Source organism: Grimontia sedimenti, assembly GCF_011045095.1.
Lineage (GTDB): Bacteria > Pseudomonadota > Gammaproteobacteria > Enterobacterales > Vibrionaceae > Enterovibrio > Enterovibrio sedimenti.
The window spans coordinates 434,385-454,825 of sequence record NZ_JAALDL010000002.1; the positions used below are offsets into that span (position 1 = coordinate 434,385).

Below are 20,441 nucleotides of genomic sequence, written 5' to 3' on the forward strand. Positions count from 1 at the left end.
AAAGCACTGCTTATTGCAGTGCTTTTGTTATTTGCTTCAAGAATTAAACGCCGTTATCTGTGATACCGCGCTTAATCCAGCTTGAGCGTTTGCAGTTGAACCAGTTCCGTCAGGATTTGCGTGGTGGTTGCACCGTCTGCAAGGCCAAGGTCGGTCAGGCCGACAGAGTCCAACACGATGTCCTGCGCTTCCATGCTGCCCGCAGTTTGCGAGATATGCAGGGTTAAGCTGCCATCTGCGCCTGCTTCTGGGCGAATGTAATCCAACAGTTCTTCAATGCTGGAACCACTGCCCACGGCTTCTGGCAGCAAGGCGGAAATATCCAGCTTGTCACCGGTGGTTTCTGTGCCCAAATCGAAGTCCAGCACGGTATCAACCGCGACGGTGCCGACTTCCACATCAGACTCCGCAAAGGCATAGGTGTCATCGCCTGCGCCGCCGGTCAGGGTGTCGTTCCCCGCCCCGCCCATCAGCAGGTCGTCTCCATCGCCCCCGCTGAGGATGTCTTCGCCATCACCACCAACGAGAATGTCTTCGCCGAGGCCACCTGTGACGGTGTCATCGCCTTCACCGGCGTAGATGCGCTCGCCGTCGTCATCTGCGGTGAGGGTTTCATCCGCTTCGGAGCCGAACTGGGTGGTTGCTGGATCAAACACCACCAACTGACCCGTCATCATCATGGATTCGAGGATTTCATCTTGCGTGAGTCCTGTTGCGTCCACGCCTAAAAGGTCATTGAGCGAAACGCCTTCGACGATGATGTTCTGGATTGGTGCGCTGGTGTCATCCAACACCTGAATGCGGGTGTTACCGTCTACGGTCTGGATGTCCAGGCGGTTCGCCAAATCAGTGAAGGTGACAATGCCCGTCGAATCGAATGCGTCGGAGATGTCGATAACATCAATACCTGATTCGAAGTCTTTAATGGTGTCGGTCGCTGCTGCTGCCGCGTTGCCGAAATCACCGGACTGCCATTTGAAGGTGTCTTTGGTGCTATCGCCTGTGCCGCCAAGTTCGCCGCCCCACATTTCGTCGTCGCCTGCGCCACCAACGAGAATGTCTTCGCCGAGCCCGCCGACCACAATGTCTTCTCCGTCGCCACCATGGACTTCGGTGTCAGCATCGCCATCAATCACCAGATTGTCTGCGCTGCTGTCGGCCGGTGCGGTGTTCAGCTCGCCTGTGGTTTCGGTATCCACTACGTTGGCATTGATGGTGAGTGTGGCTTGTTGCGGATCGCCATCGCCCACATCAGAGAGCGCCGTGACGGTAATGTCGCTCGGTGGCTGAGCGCTGAAGCGAAGGTTGAGGTCGCTCAGGGTCAGGGTTTCCAGCTCGGTTTGGTTGAATGTCCAGGTGCCGTCGCCGTTGTTGGTGCCGACTGGCGTGCCTGCTGCATCCACGATTTCAGCCGCTGTGCCCATGCCGCTGAAAGTGAGGCTGAACTCATTGTCGATAGGGTCAACCAGCGACGTCATCAAGCCCAGCAGCGGTACCAGTACGCCTGTGGCTGCGCGCATTGACGCAAGTTGCGTTGCGGCAGTGAGTTCTGGCAAATCCGATTTCGGTGCAACAATGATCGCCACTTCATCGCGGTCAAATTTCTGACCGCCAGAACCAAAGTTACCGCGGTCTCGCGTGGTCATGGTCAGGCTGTCCTCACCTGATGTATTTTCCCCGGCAAATGCGTAATCCACACCTTCTGCCAACAAGGCATTAATGGCATCAATATCGCCTTCCATCACCAGTTTGTTTGTGCCGTCACCGGTAACGGTAATGCCTGTGGTGTCGCCTTTCAGGGTCAAGCTGTTACCAGCACCCACCACCAGCTCCACATTGACAATGCTCGCACCATCACGGGCATCCACATCTTCGACTTGTAGATCGGTGATGGTGAGCACGGTGTCTTCTTCGGCTTCGTAGCTGTCAGCCAGAATGTTGACTGGCTCGTCGTTCACAGCGCTGACGCTGACGTTGACCTGCTTGTTCACCACATCATCAGAGACTGCGCCGTTATCCACGGTCTGTATCGCCAGATCCAGCGTGTAAGTGCCGTTTCCATCCTGTGGTGGCACAAAGGTCAGGTCGTTGAGTTCGGTGCCAGACACGGTGATCACGACGTCGCCGCCGTCTGAGGTTTCCGGTGTCACTGTGCCTGTTACGCCATCTGGCAACACAAGCTGACCACCTTCCGGCACGCCAGAAACGGTGATGAGCAAGGTTTCTGGTTCATTTTCCGTAAACGACACGCCCGGAGGCTGAGTGGTGGACAGGGTGTCTGTGTCGTCTTTGACAGAGATATCCAAATCCAGTGCGATCTCGGTGTCTTCCTCACCTGACGCGCTGCCATCAACAAACGCTATGGCACCATCGCCCTCTGGCTCAACCGTCAGTGAAAGCGCCTGGCTTTGACCAACGACGAAGTTTGCGCCCGCTTCTTTGGTGTAAACCGTCATCAGCAGGTCAACTTCACCACTGAAGTTAGCCGGAGGAATAATCTGCAACTGTGACAGTGAAGAAAGATCGGTCACATTACTTCCGGCAATAACCCAAATGCCGGTGCCTGCATTCACTGCAGGTGCCGCAAAGGTAAATCCTTCCGGCACGTTGGAAATAGAAACCGATGACAGTGATTCAGAGCCGTCAATATCGGAGAAAGATGCTCCAAGTGAGGCCAACGAGAGCCCACCCGCGGCATCTTCTGTCATGGTCAGTTCTACGGTGGCGTCGTCTTCAATTTCTACACCGTCGTTGGTGAAGGTCACTTCATCATGAACCGGCACTACGTCAAACGAGAAGCTGGTTGATGTTGTGCGACTGTCGACACCTGTTGTCGCCGTGTCGGTGATGGTGAGCTCCGCAGATATCTCAACCGTTCCACTGAAATCTGCCGCGGGTTTGAAGGAGAAGTCAGACAGGTCTGCGCCAGTGAGTGTCATCGTTGACGACTCAGTGCCATCCGCCGCCACAAACACACCGACGGATGCCGGTACGCTCAGTACTGCGGAAGAGATAGCTTCCAGACCATTGGCACTGTCTACATCTGCCAGAGAACCGGCAATGCTCAATGAGATAATGCCGTCTTCCAGCGCTTCATCTGGGTAGAACTGCTCTGTATCTCCCGGCTCTACCGGCTGCGGTGGCGTTTGGTCGTTCAACCCATTGGTGCCGTTCACAGTCAAGCTGAACGAGAAGTCGGTTGAGTTATCGCCCGGTTGCTCCGCACCATCCGGTGGCGGTAAATCAACCAGCGGTTTCACGTCGACCTGCACATTCACCGTGGTGGTTTCAGTATCACCACTTGATGTGTCCAGATTGACAAAATTGACCGGAATGTTCATCACGCCCGCAAAATCGTCCGGTGGCGTAATGGTCAATGTTGATAGATCAAACCCTGACGGATATGGGTTACCGCTGCTCTCTCGTGGCGGCGTGAAAACGTAGGTGTCATTTTCAAAGTGATAGATGGCGCCGGTGATAACGGTTCCTTCGGGAATTTCATCACCGTTGATCACAACCGTCACCTGATCGAATTCGACGTCTTCCGTCAAACCAGAGCCAGAAGGCCATTCGATCGCATCGCCCAGCCCTTCCAGAGAGATAGCGTTATCTTCATCGCCTTCGATCACCACTGGCGTCGCGGGTTGTTCAATAACCTGAGCCTGATTAGCATCGACATTCACATTCTGATAGTTAAGGGTGATTTGGGTTTCGATGGTCTCAGGCAAACTGGTATCGCCTTCACCCGCATCACCTTCGTCAATCACCAGCGCTGAGATGGTAAAAGTTGTCTGTTGGACAGTTGGGGTATTGGCGGGCGCCACAATGCTGAAATTATTCGGGTCACTGATCACCCAACCCATTTGACCGTCGTATACCGCGCCAGTCACCAAGAAGCCGTCGGGTAAATCACTGATGTAAACATTCAGGAAGCTCTCGGTACTGGAGGTATCAGGGCTAACAATCTGAAGTGCATTTATCAGGTCAATATTGCCCAGTGAATCTGTGGAGATTTCAGTGGTCGGGTTGCCCGCGTTGTCTCGGAACGCAAGTTCGCTATCTTCCGTTTCAACCACCGCCTGAATATCAACATTCACCGTGCCTGAGATTTCTTTTTCTACCTGGCTTTCGCCTTCGAAATCGACCTGACGAACCGTGACTGTGGTTGAAAGCGTCAGGTCAACATCGCTGTGCTCTTCACGCTTCACCTGAAGTTGGTAGCCATCTGCAATCTGCGCTTCGGTGATCACCACGGTGCCGCTGGTTGGTGTCAACGCAATGGTGGTGCCATCACTCTTGATCAATTGTACCGAATCCGTGTCGGCAAACCCTGAAATCACAGCACCCACTACCGTTTCTGCCACATCAGCAGTGGTTGAATCGGCAAGGCCACTAATAGAGAGTTCAGGCATCCAATTGATGGTGACCCACTCATCTTCTTTACCTTCGGAGGTCGAATCTACGTAGTCTTCTGCATCAATCACCGGCGGATTGATTTCAATGTTGATGGTTGTGTTGATTGAGGTTTCATCACCATCATTTTCTGTCGCGACCAACTCCGCATTGATCGTGATATCTTTGGTCGAACTTGGTGGCAGTTTCAAGTACACATCACCGGCTTCAAACACCGAGACATCAATCGAGTAGCTCGGTACAGACATGCCCGAGCCATCGGTAATCCACTCTACAAACGCCAATTCGACTTCCGTTGTTGAACCATCATCGTTTTTGGTCACGAATGACGCGCCATCCGGAATATTTGAAACGATAAGCGACAGACGTTCTGAGTTGTCTGCTGGCGACAAGGCCTTTTCTCCGGAAACGACGGAGAAATCCATGAGTACCAAACCATCACCATCGACCCCATCTTCTGGCACCGTGGTTGAAACCGTGCCTGTGGTTTCATCGACCTGCCACTGACCTGCATCCGTACCCGGATTATCTACGTTGAACTCCGGCGTATCTGCCACACCTGTCAGAATGATATCCAGCGAGGTGGCTGGGATAATGCGCTCGTCATCCGGCGAGTCTGGTGAGGTATCTACCACGATACCTTCTACCTGAATGGTGAAGTTCTCGTTGCTGTTCACTGGCGGCACAATTTCGATCTTGTCGATATCGTCCACGGAAATGCGGTCTGTGTCGGTCAAGGTGGTGATGGTGCCACCATCATTCAACTGCAGCACGGCACCGTCTGGCAAATCGAAGATGCGCACGAACATGGACTCTGAACCGTCATCATCATTGCCCAGCGAGGTCAGGGTAATCTTGCCTGCCAACGAAATCGCATCGCCTTCTGCCAAGTCAGGGTCTGGGTTGCCTGCATCCTCGTTGTCAAACACACGTTGCACGCTCAAACGCGCATCGTCTGCCTGCGGTTCTACCCGCAGAATAAGAGAAGTTTCTGTTGACGCTTCTTCCACGCTTGATGGCGAGGATTCGGTAGAAACCGCTTTTATGGTGAGCGTAATGTCACCACTGAAACCCTCGTCGGGAACGAAACGTACTCTGTTTAGTTGCGACGGGTCAGACAACACGTAAGAACCATCACCCCCCGAAATGAAGCCCCCTAAAAGCTGGCCCGAGTCCGGTGAGAGGGTGAATTCATAGCGCAAGGTTTCAGAGCCGTCGGTATCTTGCAGCGCCCCTTCAAACAGTTCCGCCAGCGTGAAGTCGTCTGCGCCAAAACGTTCGTGGTCTTCGTCAACTTCAAAGACGCCATCTGCTGCTTCGCCAATCAAGCTCAGCGTCGGCACATCTGCCACGCCTTCAACCGTAATTTCCAGCGGTGAGGTTGAAGTGACTGGGTTGTGACCGTTCACTTCCAGTTCGACATCAAACTGGATCAGGTTGCTTCCGTCGTAAGAGGAATAATCCGGATCCGGCACGAAGGTGACGCCCGTCAAATCAAAGGTGATGGGGTCGTCCGTGCTTGAGGCTTCAAACATATCGGCACTCAGAACGATATTGCCATCAGCATCTGGCATGATTTCGGTGCCGTTAAAGTAGAAGGTGCCGCCGATATCACCCGCATCATCGCGGGTTGCAAGGGTGACTTCACCATTCAGCACCAATTGACCATCTTCTTCCAACGCTTCGCCGAGATCGTTGTCGCCGATGTTAAGCTGCATGTTGATTGGGATACCCGCAGTGCCATCCACACCTGCTGATTCGGTGTTGGTGTCTGCCTGGCCCTGGTCTTCGGTTCCTGTGATATCTCCGGCTGTATCTGGCGCTATGGTCAGGGTTGGTGTTTGGTCAATCAGCCCAAGCGTAAACTGGCCTGTGGCGGTGTCGCCATCATAGTCTGTCACCTCGAACTGGAATTGTTCGTTTTCAATATCGCGTGGGTTATCAAGCTCGGGGTTAAGCGTAAATACCACTTCACCAACAGGTTCGTTTCTTGGATCGATAGATAGGGTTCCGAGCTTTTTGCTTGGATCGGTTGATGAGAAAATATCAAAGGTCGATGGTCGGGTTGATGAGACGTCTACCCACTCAATGCCGTTATGAATACGGGAAATCGAGGTCGGCCCATCAGCACCCGCAAGATCTTCAATTCCCGGTAGCGAGCTTGGGTCTTGCAGAGCCAGAACATCAATGGTCGCCGTAAAGGCACCTGAACCGTCATTGTCGAGGTTCAGCGCAATGTTACCTTCCATATGAGGCACGTCATCAACCACGGTGATTGGAACGTTGATTCGTGGCGACTCATCGCCGTCTGCATCGACTGTGTAGGCTTGCAGCGCAAAGGTGGCTTCGTTGGTGCCGTCACCCGGCGCGTGGTCAATCGCAGACAGAAGTTCGAACTCGAAGGTGCCGTCTTGATTCACGGTGAATTTGAACACATCACGCAGATTGCCCGTGCCGTCATCTGCGGTACCGAAATAGGTTTTCGGATAGGCATCGCTCACTGGGCGTTGTTCCAAGAAAATCGGGTGACCACTTGCCTGAACGGGCGTGCCGTCTGGGTAAACAACGTAGTCTGATACCAGATTGAAGTTTTCAACGGTATCGCCGTTGTCTTTATCGACTTCGAGCGAGAGCGGGTTGCCGTCATCGTCTGTGCTGTCGATGTTCAGGGTGCCGCTGGCTTTCGAGCCCTGGTTTGCGCCGGTACCATCATCAATGCTGCTTTCATCCACACGAACGGTATCACTGGAGCCAAAGCCAAAGGTGGTGGAATCGTCGTCAATGACCACAAAGCTGATCACGCGGGGAGATTCAACGCTTGGGTCATCCGGTCGACCAGTTTGTCGCCGTCGGTATCGGCAACCTGTACCGGCACTTTGATGGTGATATTGGTGCCATCCGCTGTCACTAAACCTGAGGTGTGTTCTGTCTCAGGATCTTGCGGGTGGATCAGCGGCTGGTATTGGGTAATGGTGGATTCCAGATCCACATCCAAACCGTTAGCGCCTTGTGTCGCGGTCATCACCATTTCCAGCGCGACGTCACCGTTAATACTGGCGGTGATGGTGAACGTTGGGTTGCCATTGGCGTCCGTGGTTTCGGTCACGGTGACGGTATCTACATTATCGCCAGCGTTGTTTTTCAGCTCTTCCAACTCGGCTTTCAGTGTGTCGAGTTGTTCGATTGTGACTGTGGTTGGGTCGAGTCTGTCTGTCGCGGCTTCAATGGTGAAGGTGTCTGTCACTGTGCTGGATGTCGATTGCTCTGTCGGCGTACCTTGCTCTGGCAGTGCCAGTTTATCAATCGCTGCACCATCTCCGTCTACGCGCTCTCCACCTTGTGCCACTTCGCCGTCGATCAATTTGAACGACACTTCCGACTCGTTACTGACGTCGCCATCCGCATCTGTCACGGTGAATGGGAAAGTAAAGGTAGTGCTTTCATCATCACCATCGCTGTCACTATCGCCGTGTTGGTCAAACGGCTGATATTGGGTAACAGAGTATTGCGCGGGCTCTCCCGGGATGTCGGAAGGCTTGAGGGAAATCTCCAGCACTTTTTCAGGTGTGCCGCCATTGTCGGTGTATAGGGTGATCACGCCCGGAACCGATGTGTCGACTGTTGTTGGCTGACCATGCGTGGTGATGCCCGCAAACTGGTCTTCCGCAGCCCTTGCGTCGAAGTTCACGCTGACGATTACATCACTACCAAGATCGACACCGTCTGTTGTCGATGCAGTGTTCCCCACTACAGACGCGGCAACTTCGGTCAGTTCAACGGCAGCTTCAGCAATAACCGGCGCTGCGCCATCGTTACTTTCCAGCGTCAATTGCGCTGGGTTCTGCATAAGATCGCCGCCTGTATCCGCCACTTGCAACGGCAGATTGATGGAGATGGTATCGCCATCAATATTGACGTAGGTGCCTGTGCCGGAGGTGTGATCGAGGGGGCCGCTCTGGGTCAGCGTGGCGCTGATATCCAGATCGTTTCCGTTTTGGGTCGCGGTGATCACCAATTCAACAACAGTTTCACCATCTACGGTGCCTGTCAGGGTAAATGTTGCAACGCCACTGCCGTCCACACTGGTCTGGCGAGTAAAAACGACGGCTTCTCCGTTCGCGGTAATTTGCGCAAGTTCCGCTTCTACAGCCGCCAGATCGCTTGGGGCAATTTGCAGTGAACTGGCAACGAGGGCTTCGGTACCCGCTTCTATGGTGAAATTAGTGGTGTCTGGCGTACCGTACGGCTCGTTGTCCAGATCACCTTCGTTGACGGAAAGTGAAGCACGCTGGCCACCTTCTGCATCAATATCAGGTGCTGGTGGGTCAACAGGATCTACGGGACCACCGTCACCATCGTCGCCATCATCACCGCCTGTGATGCTGCCAGTGCCGTCGTCGCCACCAAGGAAGTCTTGAGTATCATCCAGACCGCCCAGTGGCCCTAATGTGTCAAAGCCTGCTTCTGTCAACGTGGCGGCATAACCGTAGTCGACCACAATAAAGCCTGCATTCGCGGAGCCATCACCGCCCTCGCCTGCTGCAGTTTCTTCAAAGACTTCTGTTGGGTCGACACCATCAAGAATCAGTTGTTGTAGTTGGGCAACATCGATATCAAGAGGAACATCGGCGTTTAAAGCATCGCCGTTAAATGTGAGGCCATGAGTCGCGGAGTATTGTGCAAATTCACTCTCGCCTAAAGGCACCAAGCAGGACGCACATTTTCCATCAAATACAAAGCGTTGGTCAGCTTGGCTAACCAGAACAGAACTGTTTTCATTTGTTAGTACGACTTGATTAGGCGCAATTTGCATGCCCGCGCGAAGAGTGATGATGCGTGCATCATCTGCCACCAAGTACGCTTGTCCATCCACCTTGTCGACGTTTAAACCGACATCGAACTCATGACCAATCATAATTCTTTCCCAACTTCCGTTCGCATTTTTTCACGCGAATCCATGTCTTTAACTGTTGTGCAGAGAGTTTAACCAGCCAGATGCGCAGTGTCTTACCGTTACCCAGCTAGTTTCATGTCTTGCTCAACATTGAGAATTGGTGAGACAGAATTTCATGCAATTCCATCTCCTTACTGACACAAATGACACTTTTAAGATTAGGAAATGAGGGCTATTCGTGGGAACTTTTCTTAGTGAAGTCTCATGTATGCACAAAACAGCCGTACTTTTCATAAGAATCTGAGCAGTAACTACTTGAATATTCCGCTCATAGCCCAGATATTGTCTTGAAGAACAATGAAGGATGGATATGAAATAAAGTCAGAACGTCATCCTAATGGAGAATATATGGCCACACATGTCGGTATTATTGACCAGGACCCGGTCCGATTGGTCACTGCCTTGCTGCACCGAAAGTTCAAGGCCGAGAAAGTGATTTTCATTGGCGTTGAATGTCAGCTTCCGCAGTATGAGCAGCTGAGTCAGGTTCTCACGCCGAAAGGCTTCGAAACCGAATTTTTCCAAATCCCTTCAGACATCAACATTCCTCTTATCAAGGACAAAATTGAAGCGCTTGCCCGACGTTTGAAAGATGAAGGGGCTGAAGTGTTCTTCAATGCCAGTTGCGGGTTGCGTCATCGCCTTTTGACTGCTTACGAAATTTTTCGCACCTACCACTGGCCGATTTACGTGATTGAACCTTTCAGTGATGAGCTTTGCTGGTTATACCCTTACGGCAAAGAACAGGAGCAAGTCGAAGATCACATCAACATCAGCGATTACCTGACCATCTTTGGTGCGCGCTGTGAACTGCCAGAAGATGATATTCGCAGTGTGTTGGACACCACGATTGAAACCGTCGGCCACAAATGGGCAAGCAACGCCTATGAGTTGGGCCCAGGCTTGGCGACCTTGAACTATTTGGCGACAACCTGTCGCAAAGAACAAAAGCTGGATGTTGAGCTGAGCGACAAGCAACAGGGCTATCGCGAACTCGGCATGTTGATTGATGATTTGAACGACGCGGGTCTTTCAACCTATCAGAACGGTGTGCTGACTTTCTCAAGCGAAGCGGCACGCCGGTTTGCAAACGGTGAATGGCTGGAGTGGTATGTTCACCATATCGTTGAAGAAATCCAGCGCGAGCTGCTGACCATTCAGGATCTCTCTTTGGGCGTTCAGGTTTATCGCCAGATTGGCGACAAAGAAGTGCGCAATGAGCTGGATGTCGCGACCGTGGTGAATAACAAGCTTCACATCATCGAATGTAAGACGAAAGGTATGTCGAGCGACGGCGATGACACGCTTTACAAGCTGGAATCGATTCGCGACCTGTTGGGTGGCCTGCAAGCACGCGCTATGCTAGTGAGCTTCCGCCCTCTTCGTCATCACGACATTACCCGTGCGACAGATTTAGGGCTGGCATTGATTGGTCCCGATCAGTTGGGTGATTTGAAAACGCACCTATACCAATGGTTCCTCCGCGCGGGCGGCCATGACAAAGGTCTGTTTGACTGATTCCTTCTGCCACAAAACAAACAAAAAAGCCGACGCAAATGCGTCGGCTTTCTTTTTGGGTTCTGCTATATCAGTGATTAAGCGTTCAGTAACTTGCGCGCTGACTCGACAACCACTTTGATCGAACGCGCTTCGGTCGCTGCCATGGTTTCTGCATTCGGGATTTCTTTTTGTGTGCGGTTAACGATAACACCCGCTACACAACCCGCTTTCAGGCCTGAGCTTGCACACATGGTCAGCAGCGTTGCTGATTCCATTTCGAAGTTCAGCACGCCCATCGCTTGCCACTCTTCCATTGAACCCTGGAAGCGACGTGTAACACGACCGCTGAAGGTGTCATAGCGCTCTTGACCTGGGTAGAAGGTATCGCTTGAAGCTGTCACACCCGTGTGAACCGCTGCACCAGACTCATCTGCCGCTTGCTTCATCGCGGTAGTCACGTCGAAGTCAGGAACAGCGGGGAACTCCATGGGTGCAAAGTGCAGGCTCGCACCGTCAAGACGGACAGAGCCAGTCGTCACGATGATATCACCCACATTGATGTGCGGCTGGATAGCGCCGGTGGTACCGACACGCAGGAAAGTGCGAACACCCAATTGTGCCAGCTCTTCTACCGCAATCGACGTTGAAGGACCACCAATGCCGGTTGAACAAACCACCACTGAGTGACCGTCCAGCTTACCGAGGAACAGGGTATATTCGCGGTGGCTGGCCAGAAACTTTGGCGAGTCCATCAGCGCTGCAATTTTTTCCACGCGCGCCGGATCGCCCGGAATAATCGCCATGGTTGCGCCTTCAAGATCAGATTGGTTCACGCCTAAGTGGAATACGGTTTGTTCGGTCATTATTTAGCTCCTCAGTCATCAACACAAAGGGTCGACACATCTAAACGTAGGGTATGAGCTCCTCTCAGTGGGAGCTGCTGTTTCATGCTCCCACCATACCAATCACGGAAGAAAATAAAGTGACAAACCTCTCTTTTGATAAAGTTTCATTTCATTACATTTCAGCATTTAGTGACATAAATCACTTAAAACAATGAAACAAAGTGCACTCCATCCAGAGACGGTTTTTGAGTGCTTAGAACGCCACTCAAGCTTTAAAGCGAAGTAACCTCAGAGCATTCAGAGTAACGATAGCAGTGGCACCACTGTCTGCTAAGACTGCAACCCAGAGCCCTGTAAAGCCAAGCACACTGGTCACCAGGAACACGGCTTTTAAACCGACCGCCAAAGCAACGTTTTGTCTGACATTGCGCATGGTGGCGCGGGACAAGGCGATCACTGATGGAATCTGCTCTATGCGATTTTGGCTGAGTGCAATGTCTGCCGTCTCCAGCGCGACATCTGTGCCTCCGCCCATGGCAATACCAATAGTGGCGGATTTCATTGCCGGCGCATCGTTAATACCATCCCCGACCATCGCCACGCGGTGTTTCTGTGCGATGTCATGAATGGCTTCCACTTTGCCTTCAGGCATCAGACCTGCCCTGAAGTCCATATTCAGACTTCCTGCTAATCCTGCAGCGGCATGGGGGTTATCCCCTGTCAGCATCACTGAACGCACACCAGCTTTGTTCAAAGCATCAACGGTGGCTTTGGCGGTTGCTCTCAGCTCGTCACGCCAGGCAAGCGCGCCAGAGGCAATACCATCAATGAACACAATGGCCACGGTTTTGCCTTGGTCGGCAATGGCCTGCGCAGCATTCTGCCGCTCGGCACTGACGGCATATTTCTCATCCAGCTTGTCGAGTGCCAACACTTCGAGGTGTTTGCCTTCTACTTGACCTGAGACGCCTTTGCCTGCTGTAGCGATAACATTCTCGGCCTTCAGGCTCGCTAATCCTCTGGCGTCGGCAGCTTCCACCACGGCTTTTGCCAAGGGGTGATGAGAACCCCGCTCGACCGCTGCTGCCTGTGCAAGAAGTGCGTTGTCATCGCCTTCCCAAACTAGCACGTCAGTCACGACAGGCTTACCTTCCGTGAGTGTGCCGGTTTTATCAAAGGCAACCCACTCTACTTTGCTCAGGGCTTCGAGCGCGGCACCACCTTTAATGAGTGCACCTTGCCTTGCCGCTGTCGCAAGACCAGAAGTCATTGCAGCGGGTGTCGAAATCACCAATGCACACGGACAGGCAATCAGCAACAGTGCCAGACCACGATAAATCCATGTATCCCAGCTTTCACCGAACATGAGTGGCGGAATCACCACCACCAGCGAAGCGAGCACAATCATCAGTGGTGTGTACCAGCGACTGAATCTGTCTATAAACCTTTCTACTGGTGCGCGACGCGATTCTGCATCTTCAATCAAATTCAAGATGCGGTCGATGGCGCTTTCACCTTGTTTTGACACGACTTCCAATGAGACAAATCGATCGACGGCCAAAGCACCGGCCAACACTTTATCGCCCCGCTGTTTTTCAACGGGTATGGACTCGCCGGTAAGTGCGCTCATATCAAAAGCGGCGATCTCGTTTTTCAAAACCGCATCTGCCGGCAACCTGCCACCCGGTGCGATTTCGATGGCGTGTCCCGGTTGCAAAGAAGACACGGAGACAGATTCTTTTCTGCCGTCTTCAAAAATACGGGTGACCGTTTCTGGCACCAACGCCATCAGCGCTTGGATCCCGGCACGTGCTTTGGCTGAAGCGTAACCTTCCAACCGCTCACCAATCAGAAACAGAACTAATACCATGGCGGCTTCAACCGTTTCTCCAAGGTACAGGGCGCCAAACGCCGCAATGGACATCAAGGTCTCTATCGAAAACGGGGAACCGGATCGCCCAAGGGTGATGGCTTTCTTCACAATGGGGATAAGGCCGAGAACGGTCGCCAAGGTAAACAAGGCGGAGCCTACTTCTGGCATCCACCGCGACAACACGGCTGCGAACGTCATCACGGCAACCAATGAGATCAGTAAGCCGTCTTTTTTGAAGGTAGTAAGCCAGCCGGATTCTGACTCCAGGGGTTTGGTTTCTGTCAGGCTAAGCAGCGGAAAACCGGTTTTGGCGGCCTTGGCTTCAATCGTTGCTTTCAGCTTATCGCTGTCGGCTTGGTTAAGGTTCACGATGAGCTTTTCGGTCGCAAAACGCACCTGTGCGGATTCAACGCCGGTGATGCCTTTGAGTGCGGTTTCGAGCTTATTGGCGCAGCTTGGGCAGTCCATATTGGTCACGCGCCATTGCAGACTGTCACTGAAAGGGATTGGCTCAGAGGGCGTGTCGTTATTCTGTGTTTGGCTGCTGCATGTTTGACTGCTGCAACAGCCTTGGGACGATGGATCGTCAGTGTCTCCATCTGTTATCTCTGCGATTGAGCAACTGCTCTCGCTCGCAGTCTGCGACGAACAGCAAGCCTTCGGTTGGATTTCCGGCTTGGTGGTGTGTTGAATCGGGTTTTGGCATTTCACTGAATGACATGAATGGCACATAGGTTTATCTCCTTAACCAAGTTTCATATTCAGTGTAAACCTTGGAGCCTACTCCAAGGTCAACCCTGATCTGTGAAATTACTTCAATCTGTCCAACACCACCTGTGTATCGAGCACATCAGGAAAGTCTCGATAATCCAGACCTGCATCAAACACATACTGAGTCACCAGCTTTTTGGCTGCGCTAAGCAATGCTTCTGCATCCCAGGGTTTTTCAAAGTAGCGTTCAATGCTGGCATTGTTGATCGCTTCAATGGTATCGGCATGGGTGGCCTGCCCGGTCAGAAGGACTTTGCGGGTAAAGCGAAAACGCGGATCCAGCGACACTTCGGTTAACAGTTCCACGCCGGTTTTCTCTGGCATGACATGGTCAGAGATGATCAGCGCGACATGCTCGCCTTCTGCATCTAACTCATCAATCAGATCCAGTGCTTCATCTGCCGACTCACAGTCTTCGATATGAAAGGCCACCGCCAGAGAAGAGAGATCTTTCAGTACGGCACTCAGCACCTCGCGTTGGTCATCAACGCAAATGATGTTTACTTTTCCATCTGTTTCCCTCATTACAGGAATTCCACCATGCGTAGAATCCATACCATTACAAAACTGAGCGCGACACCCACCACGCCCAAAATAACGCCTACTTTCGCCATCTGGTTGCTACTGACATGACCCGTCGCATGCGCCAACGCATTCGGTGGCGTACTGATTGGCAGAGACATACCCAGTGAAGCGGCGAAAGTCACGACAAGAATCAGTGTGGTTTCGCCACCAAGTGGTGACAGCGAAACCATGGACACACCCAGCGCCGCCATGATCGGCATGAGCAAGTTGGCCGTTGCTGTGTGAGACATAAAGTTCGCCATCAACAAACAAAGTGCCGCAGCGCCAAGTAGCACAATTTCCGGTGCGTAGTTTTCAAATGGAATGCTGTTTACCAGCAGCGCCGCCAGCCCGGTTTTATCCAATGCCAGACCCAATGCGAAACCACCTGACACCAGCCACAGCACATCCCAGGAGACTTTTTTCAGATCTTCTTTGTTGATGATGCCTGTCATCGAAAAGACAGCAACAGGGATTAATGCCACGGTGTAGGAGTTCATGCCATGGCTTGAACCCATCAGCCAGAGAAGCACGGTGACCGCAAAGGTGACATACACGGTGATGGCTTTCGGGGTTTTAAGGAAGCGCCCTTTGATAGCCAGATTGATGTGTTTTTCATCTGCCGGAAACAGGAAGCTGAGTAATACCCAAGCCAGAAGGAGCATGACGATAACAAACGGCACACCAAACGCCATCCACTCGCCGAAAGTGATCAGGTTATCGCCTGTCAGGTATTTCAAGGCAATCGCATTGGGAGGGGTGCCGATAGGCGTACCAATACCACCAATGTTTGCCGCGACCGGAATTGACAGTGCAAAGGCAATTTTGCCAGGGTCATTGGGTTTAAACAGTGCGAGGATTGGCGTGAGGATCGCTAACATCATCGCCGTGGTAGCGGTGTTGGACATAAACATGGAGAAGATGGCGGTGATCATCATCAGGCCAGCCATCACCATTTGTGGTTTGTTGCCAAAAGGCTTCAATAACACCCGCGCAAGGTTGATGTCCAAACGGTATTTTGTTGCTGCCATGGCAAGGAAGAACCCGCCCAGGAACAGCATGATAATCGGGCTAGCAAACGTCGCCATGATGGTGTTGTATTGCAGCAGGTCACCAAATTCGGCGCTTCCCGCGTTGCTGCGAAACCAGATTAACCCTTTGTCTGACAGGAACAGGAGTTCGAGCACAATCACCACCACAGACGTTGCGTAAATGGGAATAGGCTCTAGCACCCAACACAGCGCTGCCAGCAAAAACAGGGCAATGGCTCGCTGCTGCATCACGGTGAGGGTTTCAAACGGAAATGCAGATGCCGGAAGTATCAGCACCAGCAAGGGGATAAGAATTGGAAGTATGTATTTCGCCTGAATGCGCATAATCGCCTGTAGTCCCTTAAAAGCTAAAACGCCCACTTCGTAACCTGCCGAATCCGTGGGCAACCAGGGGCTGTTGACCTTTGGTGGTTAATTCTTGTTCTAGCGAAAAGCGTTTTAAGCGCGGCGAGGTGTTTGCCGCCTAGTATTCTAAGCAAATACACCTTAACAAAGCATAAAACGCTTTTAGCAGAACCCTATGGGCAGCGTTTGTGGCAGCTTTCTTCTGCGTTATCAGCTTCTTATGTAGGCAAGCTACACATCGAAGCCTCTGCCTTGAATAAAGCCGCCACAAACTGCTGCAAGAATCATCACCAAAGGTCAACAGCCCCTAAATATATTGCGCGCAATGTCAGGATCAGTTACTGAATTAGATCAATAAAATGCGGTGTATTTTCAATAGTCTGCATTCCGAATTTTCAAATAAAAAAGGACGCTCAATGGCGTCCTTTGGTAAAGTCATCGTTTTGGCTAAGAGCGTGATGTGTTCTTGGAGATATCCTCGTCTGATAACAACTCATCAGCATCTTCCGCCATTATTTCCCGACAGCTTGTCAGCCCTGCCGCCGGAACATTAGGCTCCACGGGAACAAGATCTTCTTCTTTTTCCTCGTGATCATCTGCCAACTGGTTGATAAGACGTTTAACCAGAAAATAGCCCGCGATACCAAACAACACAGAGCCGGCAGCCTGACCAATCAGCACCCCTTCAGCACCTGCGTAATGACCACCCACATACACAAATGGAATGGTGCCGAGTGTCGCTTTGCCCACGTTGAGCATGGTCGACCAAGTTGGTCGGTTAAGGTTGTTAAACGCGGCATTGGAAACAAACAGGGTACCGTTGAAGATGAAGGTAATGGCGATATAGGTACAGAACAGTGCCACCATAGAAGCGGCATCCCCATTCAGGCTAAAGGCATCAATGATTAACCCTTGGGAGAAATAAAGGATAATCGCGACGCCCACACAATACGCTGTCACGAACTTCACTGAGTCGCTCAAGGTCAATCGCACCCTATCAAAACGCAGTGCACCATAGTTCTGTCCGAGGATAGGGCCTACCGCCCCAGAGAGAGAGAAAATCAGTGCAAAGGACACAGGTAATAAGCGCCCCATCACCGCATAGCCTGCAACATAATCGGCACCAAATTTCGCAATCTGAGCAGTCACAATGGCGTTACCGATGGGCGTCGCTGTGTTAGTGATGATGGCAGGACCCGCAATATTGGTGATGGCTTTGAAGTGGGTTTTCAAATCTTCCAACGTCGGCATAGTGACCAAATCGTGCTTGCGGTGTACGGCTTGGAACGCCACACCGAACATGACGAAGCGCGATATTAAGGAAGCGGTTGCTGCACCTTCCACGCCCATGGACAAGGCGAAGATAAAGATAGGATCTAATACGGCATTCGCAGCACCTGCTGCCAACGTTGCTGACATGGAACGTTTTGCATCTCCCACGCCTCTTAACGCCGCACCACCAGCCATACCCATCGCCATTAAAGGTGCGCCAGGGAGCAAAATCCAGAGGAAGTCAGCCGCTTTCTGTGCCGCTTCCCCTTCTGCGCCAATAGATGCAAGGATAGGGTCAAGGAAAGCCAGAATAATCCCTGCTGTGATGATGCTGATCAAGGCTGAAAACACCATCACGCTGCCAGTAATTTTACGGGCTTCCTCACGTTGACCTGCACCGAGCGCACGACTCACCAAGGCGCCCATCGCAATGGAGGTACCAATAGAAACTGACGTCGAGAAGAAGATGATGGTACCGGCAAAACCGACGGCGGCAGCCAGCTCGACTTGCCCGAGCAAACTGATGAAGAACATGTCAGCCAAGTCGACTAAAAACAGCGCCATCAAACCCACAGCACCGGATGTCGACATCACGGTGATATGGCGCATGATAGAACCATTAACAAACTTGGCCTGAGATTGGTTTGGCATGAAAAGTCCTGCTTTCTATGTGGTTTTATCTGCCGTTTTACGGCTAACAGGCTATCATGCCACGAAAAAAAGGTGCCTCAAGCACCTTCTTTGATACAACACGTTCTATTTTTTTGACAGTTAAACTGGATGGTGGAACGAGTCGTCAATTTGCGCTGCTATCGCACGCAGAATATCGCGTCGTGAAATACAACCGACCAGCCTTTCATCTTCGTCAATCACCGGATAGACCTTTGGCTTGGCTGGCAGCATTTCTTCTGCAAGGCGGATGATGCTGTCATCAGGAAGAACAGCCTTCACATCACTGTGCATACAATCTGCTACGTTGTTGCTGTCCTGACAGTAATAACCCGCTTTCAGCAGTTTGTGAATCAAGTCCTGTTCGGATAGGAATCCAACCACTTTGTTTCTGTCATCAACGACGGGGCCGCCCGTCTGGTTGGCACTAAGCATTTTCTCCAACGCCCTGGAAAGCGGCATGGAAGCGGTGAAGGTAACCGGTCTTTTGTTCATGTAATCTTTCACTTTGATCGATTCCATGCATCCCCCTAGTTTTGTTTGATACGTTGTTAGAAACAGGGACAAATCTCTGTAGCTTGTACTAACAGTGTTGACCAAGCTGAAAAAATTACTAGCTGCGACAAGGGTATTTTTACGCTTTGTCACAAATGGAAGGCGGTTTTCGTTCATTTTTTCACGTAACTGAAACAGAAAAGCCGGTCACAATGGACCGGCTTCATTTACTAGCAAATGCAAGACGTTACATAAACATCATCATGAGTAGACCAATTGGAATGCGCTCACCCGTTGGAGAAACTGCTTGGTCGCCTTCAATCTTTGCTTCAAGCGTCACGCCATTTTCGCTTTCGCTGATAAAGCCATAAGGTTCAAGGTTGTTCAGTGAAGCAGAAACTGGCGGTACACCATGAACATAAGCTGCTGGAACATTCACCAACAGGTTACCTTTCAGCTTGGACATCAGCGCGCCAAAGTTTTGGGTCACACTGCCAAGGCCCGGTTCAACCGTTAGATCAAACTTGGCATCTACGCGGCCTTCAGGTGTATCCACTTCCAATGGCAATAATTCGAAAGTCATGCCGCTTTCTACCAACCCATCCAGAGACGTCGCAAGTTGCATCATATCTTCGTCGGTTGGCTCTGCATTTAAGCTATCTGCTTTTTCTGCCAGCGTCAGCATGGCGGTGTAATCCAGATCTTTGAAGTTTACGCCCAGCTTGAAGTTATTCAGCTCAATGGTTTCTGGCACATCAAGATTCTGGAATGAAACGGTATTTTTGTTTGTAATACGCAGTTCTTCAGGCGTTGCCGTTGCGACATCACCATTAGTGGCATCCATTTCATTTCGGACATCAAGTCCAAGGTTGGTCACGGTCGCAGCCATGCCTGTGACATCAGTCAGGCTCACTGTCTTTGCGTTCATGAGTTGTTGACCAACCCACATTTCATCGACCATTTTACCTTGGCCAGAGCCGGTAATTTCGGTAAAGGTAAACTTCTCGCCCTCGACACCGGAGAGCTCAACAGAAGGCATTTCCATCTGATAAACGATGTTGCCGTCTTTGTCCGCTGAACCTGAGACATTGGCTGGTGAGCTGACAATCTTGAGCTCTTCGTCGCCGCCATCCATCGCACGAACAGTCAAATCAAACTGCGTGTCCCCAAAAATCGACGTTTCACTCACCAAAGTGATTGGTGATTCGCCTGACGGCCAAAGCACTTCAGACAATGCTTTAAGTTCCGGGGTCATATCAATGATGGAAATTGAACTGATGCTAAGGAAGCCATGGTCGATTTCACTCAAGACAGTGAAAGACGTTGGTAAGCCTTCTTCTTCATAAACGGTTTTGGTAGAGCCTGTCAGCGAAAACTTGGTCACTACATTTGAAGATAAGTAGCCACGATCGTAAGAAACGTTTTCAACCGCCATGTAAGGGGATTTGGCTTTCTCTACCTCAGCTTCATATTGAGACTGACCAATTTGTCCCGTCGCAAACGGCCATAAGACAGCAATCGCTACCGCACCTGCTACAGCCGCATATTTTCCAAAAATCATTTTCACTCCAACTGACTCGACTTTCTAGTGCTTCCGAGTGTAACCCATTGGTTCTCATAACCCTATTAGGCAGCGGCGTTTTCTTAAATTATGTGTCAGTTTGCAGCGCTCTTCTCAGCTTAAAGAC

The 20,441-nt window shown here is 51.5% G+C and carries 10 protein-coding genes; 1 reads left to right on the top strand and 9 read right to left on the bottom strand.

All coding sequences use genetic code 11. The features are described from left to right. Positions 1-71: 71 nt before the first annotated feature. On the bottom strand, positions 72-7,214 hold the full coding sequence (locus G5S52_RS04775; protein WP_235956108.1) for a T1SS-143 repeat domain-containing protein: 7,143 nt from the start codon (positions 7,212-7,214) through the stop codon (positions 72-74). Further along, positions 7,211-9,328 carry a retention module-containing protein gene (locus G5S52_RS23815; RefSeq protein WP_235956092.1) on the bottom strand — a complete coding sequence of 706 codons (2,118 nt, stop codon included), beginning with the start codon at positions 9,326-9,328 and terminating at the stop codon, positions 7,211-7,213. The genes G5S52_RS04775 and G5S52_RS23815 overlap by 4 nt, the downstream gene beginning before the upstream one ends. A gap of 387 nt (positions 9,329-9,715) precedes the next feature. Between G5S52_RS23815 and G5S52_RS04780 the strand changes: the two genes are divergently transcribed. Then, entirely contained in the window at positions 9,716-10,885 is a 1,170-nt protein-coding gene (locus G5S52_RS04780) for a Card1-like endonuclease domain-containing protein (RefSeq protein WP_165012009.1), read from the top strand. Positions 10,886-10,962: 77 nt separating this feature from the next. Here G5S52_RS04780 and udp read toward each other — a convergent pair whose 3' ends face one another. The 7 genes from udp to G5S52_RS04815 all read right to left on the bottom strand — a co-directional run bounded on the left by udp (position 10,963) and on the right by G5S52_RS04815 (position 20,314). After that, positions 10,963-11,730: a uridine phosphorylase gene (udp, locus tag G5S52_RS04785; protein ID WP_165012010.1), complete on the bottom strand. Its 768-nt coding sequence runs from the start codon at positions 11,728-11,730 to the stop codon at positions 10,963-10,965. A gap of 247 nt (positions 11,731-11,977) precedes the next feature. Then, complete coding sequence (locus tag G5S52_RS04790) at positions 11,978-14,317, bottom strand: zinc/cadmium/mercury/lead-transporting ATPase (RefSeq protein WP_165012011.1); 2,340 nt, start codon at positions 14,315-14,317, stop codon at positions 11,978-11,980. A 78-nt stretch (positions 14,318-14,395) separates the two neighbouring features. Further along, positions 14,396-14,881: a response regulator gene (locus G5S52_RS04795; protein ID WP_165012012.1), complete on the bottom strand. Its 486-nt coding sequence runs from the start codon at positions 14,879-14,881 to the stop codon at positions 14,396-14,398. Then, entirely contained in the window at positions 14,881-16,296 is a 1,416-nt protein-coding gene (locus G5S52_RS04800) for an SLC13 family permease (protein WP_165012121.1), read from the bottom strand. Before G5S52_RS04800 ends, G5S52_RS04795 begins: the two co-directional genes overlap by 1 nt. Before the next feature lie 468 nt (positions 16,297-16,764). Continuing rightward, positions 16,765-18,240, bottom strand: a complete 1,476-nt coding sequence (locus G5S52_RS04805) for an MATE family efflux transporter (protein ID WP_165012013.1) — start codon at positions 18,238-18,240, stop codon at positions 16,765-16,767. Positions 18,241-18,360: 120 nt separating this feature from the next. Further along, positions 18,361-18,780 (bottom strand): CBS domain-containing protein, encoded by a 420-nt coding sequence (locus G5S52_RS04810; RefSeq protein WP_002541752.1) that lies wholly within the window; start codon positions 18,778-18,780, stop codon positions 18,361-18,363. A gap of 220 nt (positions 18,781-19,000) precedes the next feature. After that, entirely contained in the window at positions 19,001-20,314 is a 1,314-nt protein-coding gene (locus tag G5S52_RS04815; protein ID WP_165012014.1) for a DUF945 family protein, read from the bottom strand. Between the last annotated feature and the right edge of the window lie 127 nt (positions 20,315-20,441).

Excerpts from the sequence above, each read along its gene's own strand:
- G5S52_RS23815 (WP_235956092.1), bottom strand. The coding sequence starts at position 9,328 with ATGATTGGTCATGAGTTCGATGTCGGTTTAAACGTCGACAAGGTGGAT.
- G5S52_RS04780 (WP_165012009.1), top strand. The coding sequence starts at position 9,716 with ATGGCCACACATGTCGGTATTATTGACCAGGACCCGGTCCGATTGGTC.
- udp (WP_165012010.1), bottom strand. The coding sequence starts at position 11,730 with ATGACCGAACAAACCGTATTCCACTTAGGCGTGAACCAATCTGATCTT.
- G5S52_RS04790 (WP_165012011.1), bottom strand. The coding sequence starts at position 14,317 with ATGTGCCATTCATGTCATTCAGTGAAATGCCAAAACCCGATTCAACAC.
- G5S52_RS04795 (WP_165012012.1), bottom strand. The coding sequence starts at position 14,881 with ATGAGGGAAACAGATGGAAAAGTAAACATCATTTGCGTTGATGACCAA.
- G5S52_RS04800 (WP_165012121.1), bottom strand. The coding sequence starts at position 16,296 with ATGCGCATTCAGGCGAAATACATACTTCCAATTCTTATCCCCTTGCTG.
- G5S52_RS04805 (WP_165012013.1), bottom strand. The coding sequence starts at position 18,240 with ATGCCAAACCAATCTCAGGCCAAGTTTGTTAATGGTTCTATCATGCGC.
- G5S52_RS04810 (WP_002541752.1), bottom strand. The coding sequence starts at position 18,780 with ATGGAATCGATCAAAGTGAAAGATTACATGAACAAAAGACCGGTTACC.
- G5S52_RS04815 (WP_165012014.1), bottom strand. The coding sequence starts at position 20,314 with ATGATTTTTGGAAAATATGCGGCTGTAGCAGGTGCGGTAGCGATTGCT.